General features: G+C 39.4%; 20 protein-coding genes. 8 read left to right on the forward strand and 12 right to left on the reverse strand.

Annotated elements, in window-relative coordinates:
* Positions 1-199 precede the first annotated feature (199 nt).
* Positions 200-1,054, forward strand: coding sequence for a bifunctional methylenetetrahydrofolate dehydrogenase/methenyltetrahydrofolate cyclohydrolase FolD (folD, locus tag Q1A31_RS11780; protein WP_299876564.1), 855 nt, complete (start codon positions 200-202; stop codon positions 1,052-1,054).
* A gap of 126 nt (positions 1,055-1,180) precedes the next feature.
* Here folD and Q1A31_RS11785 read toward each other — a convergent pair whose 3' ends face one another.
* Both Q1A31_RS11785 and Q1A31_RS11790 read right to left on the reverse strand, forming a co-directional pair.
* Positions 1,181-1,726 (reverse strand): SCP2 sterol-binding domain-containing protein, encoded by a 546-nt coding sequence (locus Q1A31_RS11785; RefSeq protein WP_299876566.1) that lies wholly within the window; start codon positions 1,724-1,726, stop codon positions 1,181-1,183.
* Positions 1,727-1,831: 105 nt separating this feature from the next.
* Positions 1,832-3,184: an OmpP1/FadL family transporter gene (locus Q1A31_RS11790; RefSeq protein ID WP_299876568.1), complete on the reverse strand. Its 1,353-nt coding sequence runs from the start codon at positions 3,182-3,184 to the stop codon at positions 1,832-1,834.
* Positions 3,185-3,604: 420 nt separating this feature from the next.
* Between Q1A31_RS11790 and tgt the strand changes: the two genes are divergently transcribed.
* The gene (gene tgt, locus Q1A31_RS11795) at positions 3,605-4,726 is read left to right on the forward strand and encodes a tRNA guanosine(34) transglycosylase Tgt (RefSeq protein ID WP_299876570.1); all 1,122 of its coding nucleotides are present in this window, start codon (positions 3,605-3,607) and stop codon (positions 4,724-4,726) included.
* A 133-nt stretch (positions 4,727-4,859) separates the two neighbouring features.
* Here the strand turns inward: tgt and Q1A31_RS11800 are convergent, their stop codons facing one another.
* The 3 genes from Q1A31_RS11800 to Q1A31_RS11810 all read right to left on the reverse strand — a co-directional run bounded on the left by Q1A31_RS11800 (position 4,860) and on the right by Q1A31_RS11810 (position 9,984).
* Positions 4,860-6,272 (reverse strand): peptidoglycan-binding protein, encoded by a 1,413-nt coding sequence (locus Q1A31_RS11800; RefSeq protein ID WP_299876572.1) that lies wholly within the window; start codon positions 6,270-6,272, stop codon positions 4,860-4,862.
* Positions 6,273-6,801: 529 nt separating this feature from the next.
* Entirely contained in the window at positions 6,802-9,264 is a 2,463-nt protein-coding gene (locus Q1A31_RS11805) for an ABC transporter permease (protein ID WP_299876574.1), read from the reverse strand.
* Between the two features lie 24 nt (positions 9,265-9,288).
* Positions 9,289-9,984, reverse strand: coding sequence for an ABC transporter ATP-binding protein (locus Q1A31_RS11810; protein WP_299876576.1), 696 nt, complete (start codon positions 9,982-9,984; stop codon positions 9,289-9,291).
* A gap of 39 nt (positions 9,985-10,023) precedes the next feature.
* Here Q1A31_RS11810 and Q1A31_RS11815 point away from each other — a divergent pair, with 39 nt between their 5' ends.
* Positions 10,024-10,668 (forward strand): arylesterase, encoded by a 645-nt coding sequence (locus tag Q1A31_RS11815; protein ID WP_299876578.1) that lies wholly within the window; start codon positions 10,024-10,026, stop codon positions 10,666-10,668.
* A gap of 108 nt (positions 10,669-10,776) precedes the next feature.
* Here the strand turns inward: Q1A31_RS11815 and Q1A31_RS11820 are convergent, their stop codons facing one another.
* The 3 genes from Q1A31_RS11820 to Q1A31_RS11830 all read right to left on the reverse strand — a co-directional run bounded on the left by Q1A31_RS11820 (position 10,777) and on the right by Q1A31_RS11830 (position 12,954).
* Positions 10,777-11,454 carry a rhodanese-like domain-containing protein gene (locus Q1A31_RS11820; RefSeq protein WP_299876580.1) on the reverse strand — a complete coding sequence of 226 codons (678 nt, stop codon included), beginning with the start codon at positions 11,452-11,454 and terminating at the stop codon, positions 10,777-10,779.
* 172 nt (positions 11,455-11,626) lie between these two features.
* Entirely contained in the window at positions 11,627-12,544 is a 918-nt protein-coding gene (locus Q1A31_RS11825; RefSeq protein ID WP_299876582.1) for an RNA pseudouridine synthase, read from the reverse strand.
* Positions 12,545-12,642: 98 nt separating this feature from the next.
* Positions 12,643-12,954, reverse strand: coding sequence for a DUF2007 domain-containing protein (locus Q1A31_RS11830; RefSeq protein ID WP_299876584.1), 312 nt, complete (start codon positions 12,952-12,954; stop codon positions 12,643-12,645).
* Positions 12,955-13,259: 305 nt separating this feature from the next.
* Here Q1A31_RS11830 and Q1A31_RS11835 point away from each other — a divergent pair, with 305 nt between their 5' ends.
* Positions 13,260-13,787, forward strand: coding sequence for a hypothetical protein (locus Q1A31_RS11835; RefSeq protein WP_299876586.1), 528 nt, complete (start codon positions 13,260-13,262; stop codon positions 13,785-13,787).
* A gap of 134 nt (positions 13,788-13,921) precedes the next feature.
* On the opposite strand, the gene Q1A31_RS11840 is transcribed toward Q1A31_RS11835, so the two are convergent.
* From Q1A31_RS11840 to Q1A31_RS11850, 3 genes are all read right to left on the reverse strand, one after another.
* Positions 13,922-14,506 (reverse strand): YceI family protein, encoded by a 585-nt coding sequence (locus Q1A31_RS11840; protein ID WP_299876588.1) that lies wholly within the window; start codon positions 14,504-14,506, stop codon positions 13,922-13,924.
* A 120-nt stretch (positions 14,507-14,626) separates the two neighbouring features.
* Positions 14,627-15,181 carry a cytochrome b gene (locus tag Q1A31_RS11845; RefSeq protein ID WP_299876590.1) on the reverse strand — a complete coding sequence of 185 codons (555 nt, stop codon included), beginning with the start codon at positions 15,179-15,181 and terminating at the stop codon, positions 14,627-14,629.
* Positions 15,182-15,197: 16 nt separating this feature from the next.
* Positions 15,198-16,058, reverse strand: a complete 861-nt coding sequence (locus Q1A31_RS11850; RefSeq protein WP_299876592.1) for a pirin family protein — start codon at positions 16,056-16,058, stop codon at positions 15,198-15,200.
* Between the two features lie 388 nt (positions 16,059-16,446).
* Between Q1A31_RS11850 and tmpT the strand changes: the two genes are divergently transcribed.
* The 4 genes from tmpT (at position 16,447) to Q1A31_RS11870 (ending at position 20,091) form a co-directional block, all read left to right on the forward strand.
* Positions 16,447-17,094, forward strand: a complete 648-nt coding sequence (gene tmpT / locus Q1A31_RS11855; RefSeq protein ID WP_299876594.1) for a thiopurine S-methyltransferase — start codon at positions 16,447-16,449, stop codon at positions 17,092-17,094.
* Positions 17,095-17,542: 448 nt separating this feature from the next.
* Positions 17,543-18,655 carry an acyltransferase gene (locus Q1A31_RS11860; protein WP_299876596.1) on the forward strand — a complete coding sequence of 371 codons (1,113 nt, stop codon included), beginning with the start codon at positions 17,543-17,545 and terminating at the stop codon, positions 18,653-18,655.
* Between the two features lie 150 nt (positions 18,656-18,805).
* Positions 18,806-19,339 carry a TspO/MBR family protein gene (locus tag Q1A31_RS11865; protein WP_299876598.1) on the forward strand — a complete coding sequence of 178 codons (534 nt, stop codon included), beginning with the start codon at positions 18,806-18,808 and terminating at the stop codon, positions 19,337-19,339.
* A 458-nt stretch (positions 19,340-19,797) separates the two neighbouring features.
* Positions 19,798-20,091 (forward strand): putative quinol monooxygenase, encoded by a 294-nt coding sequence (locus tag Q1A31_RS11870; protein WP_299876600.1) that lies wholly within the window; start codon positions 19,798-19,800, stop codon positions 20,089-20,091.
* A gap of 169 nt (positions 20,092-20,260) precedes the next feature.
* On the opposite strand, the gene Q1A31_RS11875 is transcribed toward Q1A31_RS11870, so the two are convergent.
* Entirely contained in the window at positions 20,261-20,617 is a 357-nt protein-coding gene (locus tag Q1A31_RS11875; RefSeq protein WP_299876602.1) for a hypothetical protein, read from the reverse strand.
* Between the last annotated feature and the right edge of the window lie 62 nt (positions 20,618-20,679).

Consider the following 20,679-nt stretch of genomic DNA (forward strand, 5'->3'; position numbering starts at 1 on the left):
AGAAAGAACAGTTTTCAATTACAGTAAAACAAATTAAATAGATTGCTTCCACAATACAAAAAAGAGTTATCGCGTTTAGTCTCAAGTATTTTAAACAGCGCTCTAAATAAACTTCTCTTTTGACACTTGTAATGTCGCTTAAAAACAAGCTTAATTTACAAACAATTAGTAACGTTTACATTTTTATTGGATATCTAGTATGTCGGCTCAAATTATCGATGGAAAAAAAGTTTCAGCAGAAGTAAGAAACGAATTAAAAGCAGCAATAGACGTGAGAAACTCACAAGGAAAACGGCCTCCGGGTCTTGCTGTTATTCTCGTTGGCAGTGACCCTGCCTCTGAAGTTTATGTTGGTCATAAACGCAGAGCGTGCTCTGAAGTGGGTATTTATTCACGCTCTTATGACTTACCTGAAGAAACCACTCATCATGAGCTTGTTTCATTAATTGACCAGCTAAATAGCGATCATTTCATCGATGGCATACTTGTTCAATTACCTTTACCTGACCATCTTGATGCTTCATTAATCATTGAACGAATTGACCCGAGTAAAGATGTTGATGGCTTTCACCCCGTAAACGTTGGTCGTTTAACGTTACGTATTCCAGGTCTTAGACCATGCACGCCTTACGGAATAATTAGATTACTCGAATCTATAGATGTAAACCCTAAAGGCTTAAATGCGGTTGTTGTTGGCGCATCAAATATTGTGGGGCGACCCATGATGCTAGAGCTACTTCTGCAAGGTGCTACCGTTACAGTATGTCACCGCTTTACAAAAAATACCCCAGAACTAGTGTCTCAAGCTGACCTAGTCGTAGTTGCCGTAGGTAAAGCTGGGCTTGTCAAAGGCGAGTGGATTAAACCTGGCGCGGTAGTGATTGATGTTGGCGTTAACCGCTTAGAAGACGGAACACTTGCAGGTGATGTTGAATTCAAAGAAGCATCTGAAAGAGCTTCATGGATTACCCCCGTCCCTGGTGGAGTTGGCCCTATGACAGTTGCCATGCTAATGAAGAACACATTATCTGCCTGCGAAAAACATCAATTCTGATTGTTAATATTAATTAGGTCACCCCCCTACTTTTAGCCTGTTTTTTATTAAACTGAAAAACAGGCTAAAAGTAGGGGGGGGGGGTGACCTAATTTTTTTAAATTAGCTTATACTTTTTGCAGCTCACTATTTCGGGCAGCTCGCCTTATCTCCGGGTACTTTTCCCGCAACTTTCAAGAACGCTTCAAAAGGCGACATAACTTTCATTGCCTCACCTTTGGGTCCTTTGAATTTTAATTTACCCGTCATCATGGCACCCATTGCACCGCAACCAAATGAACCTCTACCCATACATGCCCAGTTTTTATCGCTAGCATGCATTAAGTAATCCACATTAAAATTCATCTTCTTACCATCAGGCTTACCCGCTGCGACACACATTGCCGCGCCATTCTTATTTTGAATTATCAACTGTACTTTGGTTTGTTCGCCACATTTCGAACGATACATCTGCACTAATTTATAACCACGTTTAGCATCATTATTAATCCAGGAATAACCACCCGCTACTTCTTCATTAATATCGACATCAACTAGCTGCTTAGTGAGTACTGGACTTGCATTCCAGGCATTACACGCTTTTTTAGCCCATGCTGCATCCATATAAGTATCTGCTAGCGCTGGGCTAGCCGACGCTCCCAATAAAAACATTAATCCAAGCTTTTTATACATAATTCGTTCTCCGTAATTGTCTGGATATTTTCTACAGACATTCGTACTTAATTTTTTTAAAGCAAAAAAAAGCGAGCTATAGCCCGCTTTTTTAACAACTGAATTTTAAAAGTTCTTAGTATATGAAATACCAAATGAATTTTGATTCATACTAATATCAGCCGCTGTAACATCCGTTAATGGATTTGGACCAACCTGAATAATAGAACCTGGTGAAGCAGGACCTTGTGCCGTTAAAGTACCATCACCCTTTATTTTATTTTCAAAAGCATGCATGTACTGGAATGTCAGATTTGAAGTTTTGGAAAGCTTATAATCCATACCTAGAGTTAAGTGATCTTCAACAGTAGCAGGCGCCAATACATTAAACGCTGTTTCTGTCTCAGGAATCGGTGCTTTACCGTGATTATAACCAGCCAAAAGTGTCATTCTATTATTTAGTTGATGCTTAATACCTAGCTTTATTACATTTTGATCTTTCCAACCAAAACCTGCACCATCATCATCACCTAGTTTCGGACCTTGCAAATCTGCTGGTGCCACACCTTGTAATAACTGCCCCTGTAACTGAGCGGTATTATTAACATTAGATATTGATGCTACATCAGTATAGTTAATGCGAGCAAAATCCAGAGCAATCGTTGTTTTAGGCGTCGCTTTAAAAGATACACCTGCGGTGATCATACTGGGTATATCAAAGTCACCCTGTTCTGCCAATAGACCACTGTAGTTATCAAACTTACTCATCTTGGTCTTGCTACGATAAGCCAAACCAAGTGTTACCTTATCATTTACCTGACCTTGCCAACCTAGCGTTAAACCAGCACCAGTAGATCCATCATACCCATTGTTAGATAAATTACTTGGATCACTACTAAATGGAGCAAAAGAATCTACACCACCTATTTTGATGCGTTGATAGACAAGATTTAAAGAAGCACCAATACTATTTTTCTCACCCAGCTTCATTGACACACCAGGTGCTAAAAACAACTGAGAAAAATCGATACCTGTATTATGAGTCTGACTAAAAATAGGTCGATCGTAAGTGGCGTTCATACCACCATTACCATAGGCAGCAATACCTATAGAAAATTTATCATTTAGATGCCTTTGATAAGCGATCTCCGGAATAGGAAAGTTGCCATCATCATTTGCATCAAGATCAGCACCCGAAATACCTGGGTTATATTGAGGAGAGTCGTAACTTGTCCCTCTATCCGGTACAAAAATATCCAGACCCGCCGTCCAGTTATTAGAACCAAAAGATAACGCAGCCGGGTTTGTTGCCTGATTCATCGCATTATCGCTACCTGCAACCGCAGTTCCACCCATGGCCTTTTGAACTATACCAAAACCATGTGACGCATAGCCATTAGTTGCGTGTGCCGACGTTGATATAACACATGCTATTGTGATTGAGGCCGCAAGCACTGACTTTTTTAATTGATACTCCATCCATCTTCTCCTATTTTATATTTTTTTAGTGTGGTTTTTATTCCCTTACTAAGAGTGTCAGAAATACTGCCTCCTATCAATACACATTTATGGGTAGGTTTTTTGCAGATAGGTTATTGATTTTACTTATATTATTAAATTATAATATTCTTCTATATTAAGTATAGCTAGATGAGAGCGCTTTCATCATAACTATATGTTATTACCATCACCCCCCTACTTTACTCAGCTTTTTTGTTCTTTTTTATATTAAAAATTATTTTCTTTTAACAAAACTTCTAAGATTCAAATAACCTCGACTATACCCACACAAAGTGTTTTTTGATGATTTACTTGTGATCTTTTAAACAAATATGTGCATAGATCTAAAAGAACAATTAACATACCCAATTTTTTCAATACATAACTAAAGCGTTACTCATGGATTTCACACTCAAACACTCAGATAAATCAAATAATAACCTTGCCAGACGAGGTGAACTGAACTTCCCGAGAGGCTCAGTTCAAACTCCTGCCTTTATGCCTGTTGGCACTTATGGCACGGTTAAATCGATGAAGCCCGAAGAGATAAAAGACCTTGGCGCAGAAATCATACTCGGTAACACTTTTCATTTAATGCTTCGACCTGGTACGGATATTATCGAGAAGCATGGAGATTTACATGACTTCATGCACTGGGACAAACCAATCCTTACTGACTCAGGTGGCTTTCAGGTTTTTTCACTCGCAAAAATGCGCAAGATTACTGAGGAAGGTGTTCACTTTAGATCGCCCGTCAATGGCGACAAGGTGTTACTTTCACCAGAAGTGTCGATGGATATTCAGCGCAAGCTAGGCTCAGATATTGTTATGATATTTGATGAATGCACTCCTTACCCCGCTGGATTATCGGAAGCCCGTGAATCAATGGAGTTATCTTTGCGCTGGGCTAAACGTAGCAAAGAAGCACATGCGGATAACCCATCAGCATTGTTTGGTATAGTTCAAGGTGGTATGCATGCAGAACTCAGAACGACGTCTGCACAAGGCTTAAAAGATATTGGATTTGATGGCTACGCTATCGGTGGACTTTCTGTTGGCGAACCCAAAGATGAACGAGATCATGTATTAGAGGTAACCACCCCCCTACTTCCAGCCGACAAACCCAGATATTTAATGGGCGTTGGAAAACCAGAAGATATTGTAGAGTCAGTCAGGCGTGGTGTAGATATGTTTGATTGCGTTATACCTACCAGAAACGCACGCAATGGTTTTTTGTTTACCCGCTTCGGTGAATTAAAGCTACGCAATAGCAAGCATCAGGCTGATACTGGCCCCATCGATCCAGAATGTGGCTGTTATACCTGCCAGAATTATTCTCGATCTTACTTACGTCATTTAGACAAATGCAGTGAAATGCTTGGCGCTCATCTGAACACGATTCATAACCTTTACTATTATCAGGAACTGATGAGAGGAATTCGTAATGCTATTGAAAACGATAAATTTGATGAGTTTGCTGACGAGTTTTATGCGTTAAGAGAAAATAAAGAGAACGTCTAATTATCAACAGCAACATTTAATATAACTATAGTCACCCCCCTACTTTGGGGGCTTTTTTTTATATAAAAAAAGCAGACACAAAAAAGCCGCGAATTTCGCGGCTTTTTTGATACTTATTAAAACGAAGTGTTGATTACATGACACCAAGCTTTTCAAGTGTATCGATCGTTAGACCACCAGTAGCAAGGCCGTTATCTTTCTGGAATCTTTCTACCGCTGACATTGTGCCACGTCCAACATTTCCATCTACAGCACCTGTGTAAACACCAGCATCTTTAAGCGCTTGTTGGATTCTTTTGTTGATATCAGGCCCCATGTTTGTCTTACAAAGAACTCGACGCCATTCTAAACGTTCGCTAGCAACTTTCGCACGCTTTTCAACAGTGTTGTATTCAGCAGGAATCATGGTACGAATTTCTTCAGCTTCTGTAGCTACATTGCTAACTTTGATTAGCTTAGCAACCGGCTCAACTTTTTCTTCTTCAATTGCAGCTGGCGTATCAATCACAAGCTTCTTAACTTTAGTGAATTTAGCTGGGATTTCTTTAAGACAAATCTGGTTTCCAGTATAAGTACCTTCACCGTCAACCGCTGCCCCTCTCCATGTAAAGCTCGCATCAGATACTTTATTCGTTAGAGTAATTTTCTTGTACTCAGCTGGTATCTTAACTTTATCGATCGTAGCATCGCTAACTAGCTTAGATACTTTAACGCCTTTAGCTTCTTCAGGGATTTCTACTAAATCGATAGTAGAAGGAGTCTTAAGAACAGTCTTCTTGATGATCTTGTATTTAGCAGGAACCTGGATCAAACACATTATTTCACCAGTAGAGTTATCAATCTTAGTGATTGGACCGTCACCCTTCTTCCATACTGCTTTAGCTGGCTCGATTTCGATCTTCTCTTCAATCGTCTCGTATTCAGCTGGCTTGTATACTTTTTTCTTGCTTGCCTGCTTAACTACAACTGTTTCTTCAGTTTCTTCGAACTGAGCAGCAGCAACTTTGATTTCTTCTGACTCTTCTTTAACAAGCACTTCTTTCTCAGATTGCTCATACTTTGCAGGTACGTAGAATTCTTTGAAACACTCACCAATAGCCGCACTAGAAATATCAATGCTGTTAGTTTTTGCAGCTGCTAATAATGCAGGGCTTGCAGGAATACCTTTTTTACCAAGGTCTGTAACCCATTCTGTACTTGCCTTAGCCACTTCAACTTCTTCAAATTCTTCGCGGAATTTTGCAGGAATGACTTTAACTTTAGTGAAACCTTCTTTAGCAACAATTGATTTTTCTGCCACATCAAAAACAGCTGGCTTAACTTCAACTTTTTCTGATTCTGGTTTAACTAATACTTGCTCTGTTTTAGTTTCGTATTGTGCTGGTACAATTACTTTTGCATAACACTCACCTGGTTTCGCATCAGGTAAAGTATCAGTAGCATCGATTCTGTTTTTTTCTTCATCACTATGAGAAGCAGCCATTGTCTGTGTAGCTGGTAGCAAAAGCGCCAATACGGCTGCTGAAGCAAAAGTTTTAGTGAACATTTGAAACTCCTTAATTATTTTTTAACTTTGATGGTTACAAGTTATTCTTGGCTTTAAGCCCACAATATTTTTTCCGAGCCGAATAACAGATTTTGCAAGGATAATCCATTAGTCTCTAATGAGCAACCGTCTATCGCCTCATACATAACGCGATTACAGTTTAATTTAAGTTATTTTTACCTGGAATTTCACTCAAAAATGACAAACTCAGAAATAATGCAATAACAAAAAAATACAAACTTAAATAAAAAGAACTCTATTTATATAGTAGAAGCTGAAATTATTTAGAATTTCATCAATCTATCTTAAAGAGTTACATGACGATTGAAAACGGTGACTTTACCCTGCGGATCAATTTTAATCTGTTGTATTTGTCAATTCCAAACTACAAAAAGTTCAAAAGAGAATCATATTTCTCGCGGCTGATTAATTGATTTATCTTAAAGAACAGAAACAAGACAATCAAAATACTTACAGAAAGCCTTAAATTTAACCTATTCAAAAAAGTTACTAATCAATCATTCAAAGTTCAACGAAATAAAGAAACCGGTACCACTGACAATAAACCTCTGACATTTAAATAACCGGCAATACTCACAAGTGTTGCTCCTAAAGCTGTCCCGATAAAGATTAATCCCAGATTGATCTGTGGAGTCAATTCGAATAGCTGGTAAGCTGCTGCATTCCCTGCAATCAATGCTAAAACTGCGGCTAAAAATCCTGCTAAACCACCAATCATGGCAAACTCTAGTATCAGGTTACGACGCAAATAGGCTCTATTAGCACCGAGCGTTTTTAGAATTGCGAGCTCTTTTCTGCGCAATGCTTTTTGTGACTGCAAAGCGGCAAACAGAACCACTACTCCTGCTACTAAGGTAAACAAAAATATCGCCTGTACCGCGAAAGCCGCTTTGTTAATTAAGTCTCGCACCTGAGTCAGTATCGCGCTGATATCGATATCAGTCACACTTGGGAATTTCTTTATTAAATTCGGTAAAACTTCTGTTTTGGTTTTATCCAGATGGATACTGGTGATAAAGGTTTTCGGGTAATTCTCAAAAGCATTAGGTGCTGCCAATACGAAAAAATTGGGCTTCATGCTATCCCACTGAACCGTTCGCATACTCGTGATTGTTTCGATTAATCGTTGACCCGCAATGTCAAAAGTCAGCTTATCACCCATCTTCACACCCAGATTATCTGCGATTCCCTGTTCCATAGAGAAGCCTGTCTGAGCATCCTTTTCGAACCATTTACCTGCAGTAATGATATTTCCCTCGGGCATATCTTCGCTTGCCGATAGATTAAACTCACGAATTAACAAACGTTGCGCACGTTCATTTTCAGCGTATTTAGAATCATCAGGGGATATAGGCTTATCATTGACCTCAACTAATCGTCCCCGCACCATAGGATATATAGGCGCTTCGGTATTATCTTTAGCGAGTAATTCTTTTAGTGGCTTAACTTCATCTGGCTGGATATTAATCAGGAAATGATTAGGTGCGCCTTCAGGAAGACTCGCTTGCCAACGATCGATAAGATCACTACGCAAAGTGGTTAATAGTAATAAACTAAATAAGCCCACACCAAAAACTACCACCATCAAAGCCATGCGACGGTTGGCTTTGGGTAGATGCCAGCGCTCACCTATTTTACGAACCAGCTTTAGCATTAATAATGCACACACCCAGAAAACAGCCAGTGCGATGATTACCGCAACCAATAGATAAAAGCTCAGCTTGATATCACCTGTTTGCAGCCACATCAAACCCAGTATTGATAGGGTTAAACTAAAAACAGGCAACAATAGTGGAGCTTTTGAAACAGTACTTGCGCGCTGAAGTATTTGGACAGGCGCTGTTTTCACTAGTTGGAATAGGTGAGGTGCAGAAAAACCAATCACTAATACCTGTGAAGTCAGTAATCCCACCCAAACAGGAGTCCATCCCGGACTGGGCAATTCCTGACCGATAAAATCCTGTAAGTAATTCGCCAAAAAGAACTGGATAAAATATCCAAAGAGAGAACCAACAATCCCTGCGATAAGTGCAACCACCAATAACTGGAATAGGTAATGTTTTGTAATTTGCCAGCGAGATGCACCCATGGTTTTAAGTACAGCTACCGCAGAGGTTTCATGTCTGGTTAGACTATAACTACTCAAAGCTATTCCAGCGCCCGCTAGAATAACAGCCAATAACGCCGCCATTTTCAAGAAACGTTGTCCGCGTTGTAAGGCTTGTTGAATGGCCGGCATACCATCTTCTAGTGTTCGAATTCTTTCATTCTGTTTGAGCTTTGGCTTCAACCAATTACCAAACGATTTGACCTGCTGCTCATTACCCGCGAATAACAAACTGTAGCTAGCTCGACTTGCTCCCGTTAATAATCCAGTCGCAGGAAGTTGCTCTATAGGCATGATCAAAGTCGGCGCAAACTGAAAAGCATTACTCGCCTGGTCCGGCATCTTCTGGATGATTTTCGCCAGCGTCTTTTCGGTTTGTCCTAATTGAACAATATCTCCAGCGGTGGTTCCCAGGGAAACGAACAATCTGTTATCCGCAATGATTTCATTATCCGCCAAAGTATCAATGGAGGTTATATTAATCACCCCCCCACTTTTAGCCATTGTTTCTATTTCACCGTGTAACGGGTATTTATCTGATACTGCTTTAACTTGCGCTAATTGAAACTTCTCTCCACGAGAAACCATGCTGCTGAAAGTAATGGTACTCGCAGTTCTCAAACCTCTTTGCTCGGCTTCTTTTAGATAGGCTTCATCAATAGGTCGTGTCGATACGATAACCATATCACCACCCAATAATTGCGTAGCCTGAGCATTCATCACTCGATCAGCTCGATCAGTAAAAAAGCCTACTGAGGTTACGGCAACAACTGCAACGAGTAGTGCTAAAAAGAGTAAGCGCGTTTCTGCGAGTCGCCAGAAACGTTTAGTCTGAATTAAAAACTGCTGGATTAAAGATATCATTGTTATGCCAATTTTCGTTTACAGTTACAGCGCCAGTGCGCCATTAACTAATTTGTAATGCGTTTGGCATTTCTCAGCTAAATCATCATCATGGGTAACCAGCACTAGTGTGGTGTTACTTTCTTTTTGCATTGCAAATAACAAGTCGATGATTTCATCACCCGTTTGGCTGTCTAGATTACCTGTTGGCTCATCTGCAAATAACACTAAAGGCTTGGTCACGAAAGCTCTCGCAAGTGCAACTCGCTGCTGCTCTCCACCCGATAACTGTGTTGGTAAATGAGTAAGTCGTTCACCCAAACCGACTTGATTCAATGCCTCGCTCGCACGCTGTCTAATTTCAGTGAGTTTTAATCCAGACTGTCTATCTAACTCTAACGGCAACATGACATTTTCAAGTGCGGTTAAATTATCCATTAGATGAAAGGATTGAAACACAAAGCCGACTTTACTCAGTCGTAACTCTGCACGTTGATCTTCATCGAGCTCGGTTAATTCCTTATTGAGCAGACTCACTTCACCTTCAGAAGGAACATCCAAACCTGCCAGCAACCCTAAAAGCGTTGTTTTACCCGAGCCCGAAGTGCCCGTAATTGCAACAGATTCACCCTGCTCTACAACCAAAGAAACGTCATTTAGAATGTGTAATTTTTCACCCGTTGAAACCGGTAAGTTTTTACTTAAATTTTGTGATTCAATTACAATAGAATTATTTGGCATTTATGTGGTCATATATTAGGAATAATAAGAGTATTAACTATGGGTTTCATATTGAAAGTTTTCAAGCCAGTACAACGTTGTTTTCTGTTTATAGCGGTAATGCTTTTTAGCAGCGTCTTCAGTAGCACCGTGTTTGCCGATCAAAAAATTCTGATTTGGGGGGATAGCCTCAGCGCGGCTTATGGGATACCGCTAGAAAAAGGCTGGGTAAATCTGATGCGCACTGAACTCGGAGAGAAGTTCGAGATCATTAATGGCAGCATTAGCGGCGAGACTACTCAAGGCGGTAGAACGCGTTTACCAAAAGCCTTGGAAGAGCATCAGCCAAATTATATCGTTTTAGAACTGGGAGCGAATGATGGTTTAAGAGGAATTCCTCCCAATATAACCAAAATAAATCTGGATAAAATGATACAAGCCGCACAAGCAGCGAATGCAAAAGTGATTTTATTAGGAATGAAAATCCCACCCAATTATGGGGCTGTTTATTCAGAAAAGTTTGAGGCTGTTTTTACAGATTTGGCTGAGCAATACAAACTTCCGTTTATTCCTTTCTTTCTGGAAGACGTTGCCGAGAACTTTGATTACTTACAAGCGGATGAATTACACCCGACGGCTTCGGCGCAACCGATATTGCTAAAAAGAATACTGCCAACTATCAAGAAAGAATTGCCTTCAAGTTGAAGTGATTTTTAAGAAACGAAGAAACGTCGTTAAAAGAAATTCGCATAAATCACAGACATAAAAAAACCCACTCAAGTTAACTTGAGTGGGTCTGTACTCTTCAGGTTTTTACTGAGGTGGTACAGTAGTTAAACCTAAAGTTACCCAGGATTGCATACCACCGCGATACCACTTAATTTTATTCGCAGGATAGCCTTTTTTAACTAATGATCTGATATTGACTGTTGATTGATGACACCATGATCCATTACAGAAAAACACCAGTGTTTTAGCATCGCTAAAGTCTAATTTATCTTCATCACCTTTCACGCCAAAACGATCTTTCATTACGTCTGTTGCTGTAGGAGCATCTTCTGACTCTTCCCACGCGCCCTTACCTGCAACACTTAAATCAGTCCAGGGAATGTTGACAGATCCAGGAATCGTTCCACGTGCTACCCAGTCACTGGTTCTAGAATCGATCACAATCACTGAGTTATCTGTAGAAGCCTGCTTTACATAGTCCAGCATTTCTAATTCAGCAATCGTCTCAACACCCGGTGCTGCAACGCCAGGTTGAATACAGAATGGAGGACAAGAACGCGACGTTTTTGAGTAAAGCTTAGGAATCGTATGACCCTTATCCTGATCTCTCTGGATAGTGATTCTATCTCCCATGTGAACAACACCGACTGAATCTAATTTTGGTGAAATTTTCACGTTCATAGAGTCATCAGCAACTGCTGAAAATGATATTAGAGAAGCCACGAGACCCCCCGCTAAAATTGAAACTGCCTTGTTTTTCATGATGTACCACCTCATCTGTTAATTAAAATATTAATGGATGCTAATATACGATAGAGATAGCTTGCAGTAATTGACTAAAATCAACTTAATGTTTTATTTCGAATAAGGGATAAAGGGGGAGAAAAGTAGGAGAAGAGTATAAAAGTAATATTAGAGTTCAATGAGGGGGTAATTAGAGTGAAAATACTTTTTCCTGGAGGCTCACAGGACAAATAAACGACAAGCGGACCGCACTCAATTGAAGATCAAGACCTTTAGCACTGTCACTGTTAGCAATATCACTATCTGATAAGTCTGTAAATGTTCCATTGTCTGATTGAGATGGCCCATAAAGCCGGTCACCAACCACAGGAAACCCTAAACCTGAGAGATGTTTTCTAATTTGATGCTTCCTACCCGTTTCGATATTAACTTCTAATAAGGTTTGATTGTTAATCTCATCAAATTTCAAAACGCTAACGTGCGAGACAGCTATTTTTCCATCTAGCTCAGCACCTATAGTGACAGAGCCATTTTCATCTGTATCAGCAATAACATTAGCATTGGCCGCAGTAAAACAACCTTCGACCAAAACCTGATAAATCTTGGTGATCTGTCTTTGCTCGAACATTCGTCCGAACTGAGCCGCTACTTTCTTCTTATGGGCGAGAATAATTAAGCCATTCGCAGCACGATCCAGACGGTGCACCACAAAAGCTACGCGCTCAGGCACCAAGGTCTTCTCCGCCCAACGTTTTATCGTACAATGATCACCCCATTTAGAGCCTTGCGAAAACATGCCAGATGGTTTATTCCAGATGCTGTAATCACCTTCGTCACTGATTAAAGTAGCGGGTTGTGGTATCTGCTGGAGGATATTTTCATCGTAATAAAAATGCAGGATATTTCCTGTGCTAAGCACTTTTTTTGCTCGGCGAAGTCTTGAAACGGGTTGATTTTTTTGCTCTAACCACACGCAACCTTGTTGCATCACCGTTTTAATTTTTTGACGAGATAAGCCGGACGCCTCAGCAAGATAATCCAGAGCTATTTTGTCGTCGCTAGTAATCTCAATATGAAATTCTTGTTTTTGATTATCGGTGCTGGTCATATGAGATTTTTTATCGTCTGATTATATAGAAGGATATTGATCGGTATCATAGTACACCCCCCTACTTTAAGGCGCTTTTTTTCAGAATAAATACAGCTTTAAAAAGCCTTGATACTCTGACAATTCCAGCAATCGGTGAATCGTGAACTGTGTTGCTCACCACAATTTTTACAGACCCAATTTTCTTCCGCATTAGTCGGTTGTAGCGCTTGCTCAATAATCTCTTTCGCCCACGCTTCTTTTAAGGAGTCTTTAACCCAAAGCTCTGGCCAGCACACCAACAATGGGAGTTCTCCTGCCAGAGATGAAAGTCGATCATTTTTCATCATGCAGTCAATACCCTCAGCTTCCAGTATGTTTTTTAGATGATGTAAATAAACAACATCTGCCGATGTATGTACTAACTTCAAATTCGCAACCCTTTCGTAGCCATATCGCAGCTGTTCTCAACTTAACTATTATGTACCTAAAATATTTTTTTTGATCTCTCTGCGTATATTTTACCGCAATATTCGCCACATTAATAAATGCTTGCCTTGAATCTTACTCATAATATTCAACACCAATTCGTAATAATCAATTTTAATCCCGCATATTAATCTAGCATTCAGACAAATTAACATATAGTTTGCATATTAACTGCTTTAATAGAAATATAAGGCTTAGCACCAAAATACTCACTCTCATAAATCTAACGATAAGGAGTCAATAAAGAATGGATAGCCAAAGATATCGCATAGTTGCTATCGGTGATAAGTCACCCAATATGCTATCTGAATTCTGCAATGAGTTATTGGGGTGTAACTGTGAAATTCAAAGCATTTCATCGCTTAGGTTAGGGCACAGTTTTGTTGTTGTAGTGATGGTTGAATCGTATATTGATTCGCTGGAGATTGAACGTTGTCTTCTAGCAGTGGTTAACGATTATAAACTTAAATTAATCATCGACACCTGCACCCGCAAAACCTTTAAATTTCAAAAGTCTGATGTATTTATGCGCGTTAAAGGGATTAATACCACAGGCATTAAAGAGGCCGTTATTTCAAAATTAACTGCCGGCGGATTAGATATCCACGGCTTAGAATCAGATATTTATAGAGAAGATGAAAAGAATATTTTTGTGATCAATGTCAAAGGACATGCATCAACAGAAAACTTTGATAATTTAACCAGAGTAGCCGCAGAACTTCAGGAAGAAAATATGGAAGTGGCTATTTCTAACGAATGGAAATTATTGATTTAAACGATTTACAGCTCCCCTCCCCCGACGTAATGATTTTTGATCATTACATTTAGAATGATAATAACTGGCTAGTTTCCTATACTAGCTCAGTTATTATCAATCTTTTTTTCTTCAAATGATTAACATCTGAAGGCTTATTTTTTAACCTCGCCTTTCGTTCTGACACCTTCAACAGAAAGAATCATTTCAACATCCGCAGATTTAGGGCCAAGATCTTTCTTGATACCGAAGTCAGCCATTTTGAATGTAGTACGACCTTCAAATCCGGCACGGTAACCACCCCATGGATCTTCACCTTCACCGATTTTCTCAATAGCGATATCAACAGGTTTAGTCACACCATGCAGTGTTAAATCACCTTTTAAGGTTTTACCATCAAAGCTGGTACTGGTAAATGTCGCTTCAGGGAATTTATCCACATTAAGGAAATCATCACTACGGATGTGCTTATCACGTTCTGCGTGGTTAGTATCCACACTTGATGTATCAATCTTTACCGATACTTTTGCTTTTTCTGGCTGCTCAGCATCGTAGCTGAAGTTACCATCAAAATCGTTGAAACGGCCATACAACCAGCTGTAACCTAAATGCTGTACTCTAAATTGTACAAACTGATGTGCACCTTTTTTATCGAAGGCATAGTCAGCCGCTTGTGCAGATACTGTACCGGCAAGTAAACCCAGTGCTAAAAATGATGTTGCTATTGTCTTTAATTTCATAATTCCTTCCTTTGTTGATAATTGATAATTGATAATTAATTTTCTACTTCTGTCTCTATTACTTTTGTAATGCCTGTCAAACTTGTGATTTTTGTATTTCTTTTTTATGTATTCAAATGCTCAACTTTTAAGACCTAACATTCTCTTTAACGTTCGATCTTTCATAAAGAAATGATGAACCAGTGCTGCTAGTGCATGAATCGCTACCAACACCATGAATCCTAACCCTAAATATTCATGTACTTTGCCCGCTAATTCTCCACGGTCTTTATCGTCTGGTAACAAAGCTGGCACTTCGAAAAGTCCAAATATCTCAACGCCTTGGCCATTTGCCGTAGAAATCAGATAGCCACTGACCACCATGATAAAGACCATCAGGTAAAAAAAGTAATGTGTTAGTGAAGCCATCATATTCATTACTGTACTTTTAACATCAAGATATGTTGGTTTCGCTTGCAACACATTCCACAGCAGGCGCGCGAGCATTAACAAGCCAATAATCACACCGATGCTTTTATGAATATAGGGCGCATCTTTATACCACTTGTCGTAGTAGTCCAGACCCACCATCCAGTCACCCACAAAATACATCGCGATGAGTGCCACAGCCATTAGCCAATGCAGGCTGATAGACACCCATCCGAAACTATCTTTGGTATTTGTTAAACTCGCCATCTGAAGTTCTTATCCTTTAAAACCTGTTATTTCTAAAATCGTCAAACGCTTGTCTGACTTCGTCTTGGGTGTTCATCACAAAGGGACCACCTCTGGCGACTTTTTCATTCAATGGCAGTGCCGATACAATCAGAAATCGGGCAGTATCAGTTTTCGCTTTAACCAGAACTTGTTCACCAGCGTTTAAAATTCCCAGCGTTTTTGCTGACAATATCTGTTGCTGTGTTCCTATTTCAACGTCGCCATCAATCACATAAATGAACGTGTTATCTTGTGCATTTACGGTTTGCTCAAATGGGTCTGAGGTCGCTAACGACACATCCATAAATAACGGACTGACATAATCATTCTTTACCGGGCCCGTTGTTCCTTTTTCGGTAGTACCCGCAACAACGCGAATTTCGGTGCCATTATCCCAGCTTTCCAGTGGTACTTCTGATGCTGAAAATTCCTGATAAGCAGGATCTGTCATTTTATTTGCAGCGGGTAAATTCACCCAAAGCTGAAATCCCTGAAGTAGGCCATTTTCCTGCTCCGGCATTTCTGAATGCATAATACCTTTGCCCGCAGTCATCCACTGCACACCGCCAGATTCGATAACACCTTCGTTGCCTGCATTATCCTTATGGCGCATCTTACCTTCTAAAAGATAAGTGACCGTTTCAAAACCACGATGCGGGTGCGGTGGAAAACCACCAATATAGTCGTTTGGCTCATCCGAACCAAAAGCATCCAGCAGTAAGAACGGATCAACCATATTAAGCTCAGCTGTGCCGATGAGTCGAGTCATCGACACACCATCACCGTCAGATGTTTTGAATCCAACACTAGAACTTACTAACTCTTTTACAGAATTTTTATTACTCGCAATAGTCATATTAAAACCCTCAAAAAATGTTCAGTTCTTAACAAGAAGTATTTCCTGCCAGTTATTGAATAATAGCTAGTCATTAGAAAAGAATAAATATCGAAAAGCGCAACTCATTATTCACTTTATTAGAACAATAATTTCACTTCCAGCCACAACTACAACTTTAAAAGAAACAATGAATATCCAGATACTTTTAATAATTCCCAAAATAACTCTAACTAAATAACGGCTTTAACTGCCCACCATTTCACCTTATTTCAACAAAATAAAGTCACCCACCACCTTTTAGGGCTTTTTTAAGGTTTACAAAACAGCCGAACAAGGAACAAAATACAAACCATACTGATTACATAAAATAACGAATAATAAACAACTAGAAATTTTGGAGTTTCAAATGGAAGCAGATTTTTGGCACGAACGTTGGAGTAAAAATGAAATTGGATTTCATGAGAAAGAAGTTAATCCACTTCTGATTAAACACATCAACGATTTGAAGCTTTCAAAAGGCAGTCGTATTTTTTTGCCCCTTTGTGGAAAAACAAGAGATATTGCCTGGTTACACAGTCAGGGTTTTTCAGTCGTTGGCATCGAACTCAGCGAGCACGCCGTAAAACAACTGTTTGAAGATCTATTGGGTGATGAATCAATAAAACCAACGGTTACTCAATTAGGCAATCTGACTCTATATACTATTGAAAATATTGAAATCTATGTTGGAGACTTCTTCAATTTCAGTAAAGAACAACTCGGGCAGATTGATGCCGTTTACGATCGCGCCTCACTGATTGCGCTACCAGATGCCATGCGAGAAAAATATGCTCAGCATCTTATCGAGATTACAGCTGGTATTCCTCAACTGTTGATAACGCTCGAATACGATCAAAGCATTATCAACGGCCCTCCTTTTTCTATCTCGAATGAAATGATCAAAAACTATTACAACGATGATTTCAATATTACCGAGCTAGATAGAATTGAAGAAAGCTTAAAGGGCAAAGTAGATGCAGATAATGTAGTTTGGCATTTAGCACCTAAAACTTAAAACTAGTCACCCCCCTACTTTTAAGTGATTTTTATGCGGCTGCGCCTACCCTACGGTAAGCATTAAACAACAATGCTTTTGTCTCGCTATATCTCGGCTCATTTCGTTGTTTGAAATGACTAAAGGAACTTATGCTTTGCGGAATGATTTACGTTTTTATTTTTTAAAAACGTAAATAGAATTTATGCTTTTCGAAAGTACTTTTCCAGACAAATCATTTAGTAAGAAAATATCAAGAACTCAAGATCCAATTTGGGTTCTTGATACAGTAACTTTTCTGCAGACTGTGACCAATGGATATCATTTTCCGATCAACGCAAAAATCTTACATAAAGTGACATTTCTTTGATATTTTTTTCTAATTTAAGGAGTAATATAAATTTCAACAAATAAACATCTGTTTCGTTCTATTCGTTAAAAGCTCCTTTCCTAAACAAGATTAAGCCGAATGAAATGGCACACGCTAAGCTCTAATGAAACACTGATAATGAAAGGAATCGCTATTCTTATGATAGCGGTGCATAACTTTATGCATTTGTTTCCTTTTCCTAAAGAAAACGAATTCGATTTTTCATTCGAACGCACCTCCAGCATGTTGCATCTTCTCTGGACAGAACCAGAAAATAGCATACGAGTGTTGTTTTCGTTCTTCGGGCATTTTGGTGTCGAAGTTTTTATCTTTCTTAGCGCTTATGGACTAACCAAAAAGTCTTCAAAGCATACTCTCACCTATTGGTCTTTTATTAGCGATCGCATCGCCAAGCTTTTCCCTGCATTTATTATCGCTATTCTGATCTGGTTGGCGCTAGAAGGTTTTTATTCTCATGGGATTTTGGGGCCTTTTAAAATGCTTTCCATGCATTATCAGGAAATCCTGTTAAAGCTGACTCTAGTTTCAAATTTCATCCCTGATATGGCACTAGAGTCGATTGGCCCCTGGTGGTTCATCCCGTTTATCTTCCAGTTTTATTTCGCGTTTCCGTTTTTACTAAAACTCTATGATCGCTGGCAAACAATGGGACTGGTTACACTCTCTGTTTTCTGCCTGGTATTTTCTGCTACTGTTGACGGCAGTATTTCCGGGGTAAATCTCTATTATACGATTGTGCCTTATATGCCAGTATTCGCGCTTGGCATCTATCTGGCAAAACAAGATATCTCGATAAAAGCCATAGAAATTCCAGGGTCCTTGTTATTACTTACTGTGTTAATTTTTATACTCGGTAACGTCAATCCTTATTTATGGGTTTTGAGTAATATCAGTTTTATCATCCTGTTTCTGGTGACAATGAATACTGTGATTCCCAAGATACAAGGCAATCTTCAAAATATATTGATCTTTACCGGTGAGATATCTATGGCGCTGTTTCTAGTTAATGGCTTCTTACGATTCCCCATGTTGCGATGGGCAGTTGAAAAAGACAACTGGCTGATCACCATTGCCTTATGCTTAGTCTTCCTTGCGATTTCTTATATTGTCGCAATCATTCTGATTCGTTTAGAACGCTTACTGACCCCAAAATTAAAAGCATATCGATACAAATACAAACGCGCTGCTTAAATTGACACCCCCTACCTTTTACGGGATTTTTTAACCAGGCTATCAATAAGCTTGTATTTATAAATTCACCCGCTAAATAAAAACAGTTTCAATATATGACGGTTATATGGTTTTATCCATTTCACTGATAGCGCTTGTGAGAGAACCTCGATGAATTCATCAACTACAGCAACAAAACCATCTAAACCAGCAAAATTAACAACGAAACAACAAATTATCGGATTAGTCGGCTGGATACTTTTATCCTTTGCTGCATCAGCCGCTGGCGCGATAGCTTCTATACAGGCTAAATCATTCTACGGAAAACTCACCCAACCCGAATGGGCGCCACCCGGCTGGGTGTTTGGCCCTGTCTGGAGTGCACTATTCCTGATGATGGCGATTGCCGCGTGGCTGGTTTGGCGCGATGGCGGTTTTAATAAACATCGCGGCGCACTTACCTTATTTATACTGCAGCTGATACCCAATATACTCTGGAGCTGGCTATTCTTCGCCTGGAATCGTGGCGGAATGGCTTTCGCTGACATCTTATTGTTATGGGTAATGATTGCCGCCACCGTCATCAGTTTCTGGCGTATCAATCGCATCGCTGGCGCATTGTTGATCCCTTATTTACTCTGGGTGAGTTTTGCCGCGTTTCTTAACTACTCGGTTTGGCAGTTGAATCCACAGATTTTGGGTTAGCTACACTTTTTATTATTGATTTAGTTATTGTTTGAGTTATTGATGAACAACTTGAAGAATATTAGTTTTGATTAAAACACTCCGACCCATCATATTTTTTAACGCTTAGGTACTGCTTATTATCGGGGTAGCTGCGTCAATACCCTTTGGATTTTCTTTTTTTGACGATGATTATATTGATGAAAAACTATTCTTTTTCGGATGCATGGAAATTATGACTATTATGATTCTGCTAACACTCAATATCTGGAAGAAATAAACGCATCAAATAGCTAAGCAGTTTAATCAATACAAAAACATTTAAAGGTCACCCCCCTACTTTAAATGATATTACGTTTTTACTTTTAAAAAACGTAAATAGAATTTATGGAGAGCTAGAATTTTTTTGTTTGAAACATTCTTATTAGAATGTATAAGTAGCTCGTAAAAAAACACCTTAAAATAGAACAGGAAATCTTATGTCAGAAGAATTATCAGTCGTGGTACTAATCGACGTCATACCAGGAAAAAGAGAAGATCAAATAAATGCCTTTAAGAAAGTAGAACCGCTCGTATTGGCTGAAGATGGCTGCATTCAATACGAATTAAAAGCAGACCAAGACAATGAGAATCGTTTTGTGATTATAGAAAGATGGGCATCAGCAGACGCCTTAGCCGCGCACGCCGTATCAGAACACATGGTAGAAGCGGGTAAAAGCAATCATTTATTTAGAGCAAAGCCGCCAGAAGTGATAAAGCTATCAGATACCTAAAGAACACCTAAAACTATTTAAAAGGTCACCCCCCTACTTTTAAGTGATTTTTATGCGGCTGCGCCTTCCCTACGGTAAGCATTAAACAACAATGCTTTTGTCTCGCTATATCTCGGCTCATTTCGTTGTTTGAAATGACTAAAGGAATTTATGCAGAGCCAGGCACTTTTTACGTCAGTATACTAGCGCCCAATTTACAGGCAATTGCATCAATCATAGGTTCTGGTGGATATTCGATAGGATTACTTAAACGATAGGCCTGCCACTCGTTAAAATCATTCGCCACACAAGTGTTATTTCCGAGACACGATAAGACCTTAATCACATGTCCAGAAATCTTCCACGGGCCTTCACCCTCTATCCAGCCTTTAATGAGCTGAATACCTTGCTGATCATCCTGTAAATGCCAATAAGGTTCGAACACTAATAAACCTTTAGGGTGTTTATAGAATTCAGCCATCAGCAATTCGTCACCATCTGGATTGGTTATAGTGAGCGGTGCAGTAACTGTGAATAAATTAGCCATACGAGGGATTATATAGCGAAGTGATTATTAGGAAAGTCACCCCCCTACTTTAAGGGTGTTTT

The sequence above is a fragment of the uncultured Cocleimonas sp. genome, from assembly GCF_947495625.1.
Taxonomy (GTDB): Bacteria; Pseudomonadota; Gammaproteobacteria; order Thiotrichales; family Thiotrichaceae; genus Cocleimonas.

Excerpts from the sequence above, each read along its gene's own strand:
- folD (WP_299876564.1), top strand. The coding sequence starts at position 200 with ATGTCGGCTCAAATTATCGATGGAAAAAAAGTTTCAGCAGAAGTAAGA.
- Q1A31_RS11785 (WP_299876566.1), bottom strand. The coding sequence starts at position 1,726 with ATGTATAAAAAGCTTGGATTAATGTTTTTATTGGGAGCGTCGGCTAGC.
- Q1A31_RS11790 (WP_299876568.1), bottom strand. The coding sequence starts at position 3,184 with ATGGAGTATCAATTAAAAAAGTCAGTGCTTGCGGCCTCAATCACAATA.
- tgt (WP_299876570.1), top strand. The coding sequence starts at position 3,605 with ATGGATTTCACACTCAAACACTCAGATAAATCAAATAATAACCTTGCC.
- Q1A31_RS11800 (WP_299876572.1), bottom strand. The coding sequence starts at position 6,272 with ATGTTCACTAAAACTTTTGCTTCAGCAGCCGTATTGGCGCTTTTGCTA.
- Q1A31_RS11805 (WP_299876574.1), bottom strand. The coding sequence starts at position 9,264 with ATGATATCTTTAATCCAGCAGTTTTTAATTCAGACTAAACGTTTCTGG.
- Q1A31_RS11810 (WP_299876576.1), bottom strand. The coding sequence starts at position 9,984 with ATGCCAAATAATTCTATTGTAATTGAATCACAAAATTTAAGTAAAAAC.
- Q1A31_RS11815 (WP_299876578.1), top strand. The coding sequence starts at position 10,024 with ATGGGTTTCATATTGAAAGTTTTCAAGCCAGTACAACGTTGTTTTCTG.
- Q1A31_RS11820 (WP_299876580.1), bottom strand. The coding sequence starts at position 11,454 with ATGAAAAACAAGGCAGTTTCAATTTTAGCGGGGGGTCTCGTGGCTTCT.
- Q1A31_RS11825 (WP_299876582.1), bottom strand. The coding sequence starts at position 12,544 with ATGACCAGCACCGATAATCAAAAACAAGAATTTCATATTGAGATTACT.
- Q1A31_RS11835 (WP_299876586.1), top strand. The coding sequence starts at position 13,260 with ATGGATAGCCAAAGATATCGCATAGTTGCTATCGGTGATAAGTCACCC.
- Q1A31_RS11840 (WP_299876588.1), bottom strand. The coding sequence starts at position 14,506 with ATGAAATTAAAGACAATAGCAACATCATTTTTAGCACTGGGTTTACTT.
- Q1A31_RS11845 (WP_299876590.1), bottom strand. The coding sequence starts at position 15,181 with ATGGCGAGTTTAACAAATACCAAAGATAGTTTCGGATGGGTGTCTATC.
- Q1A31_RS11850 (WP_299876592.1), bottom strand. The coding sequence starts at position 16,058 with ATGACTATTGCGAGTAATAAAAATTCTGTAAAAGAGTTAGTAAGTTCT.
- tmpT (WP_299876594.1), top strand. The coding sequence starts at position 16,447 with ATGGAAGCAGATTTTTGGCACGAACGTTGGAGTAAAAATGAAATTGGA.
- Q1A31_RS11860 (WP_299876596.1), top strand. The coding sequence starts at position 17,543 with ATGAAATGGCACACGCTAAGCTCTAATGAAACACTGATAATGAAAGGA.
- Q1A31_RS11865 (WP_299876598.1), top strand. The coding sequence starts at position 18,806 with ATGAATTCATCAACTACAGCAACAAAACCATCTAAACCAGCAAAATTA.
- Q1A31_RS11870 (WP_299876600.1), top strand. The coding sequence starts at position 19,798 with ATGTCAGAAGAATTATCAGTCGTGGTACTAATCGACGTCATACCAGGA.
- Q1A31_RS11875 (WP_299876602.1), bottom strand. The coding sequence starts at position 20,617 with ATGGCTAATTTATTCACAGTTACTGCACCGCTCACTATAACCAATCCA.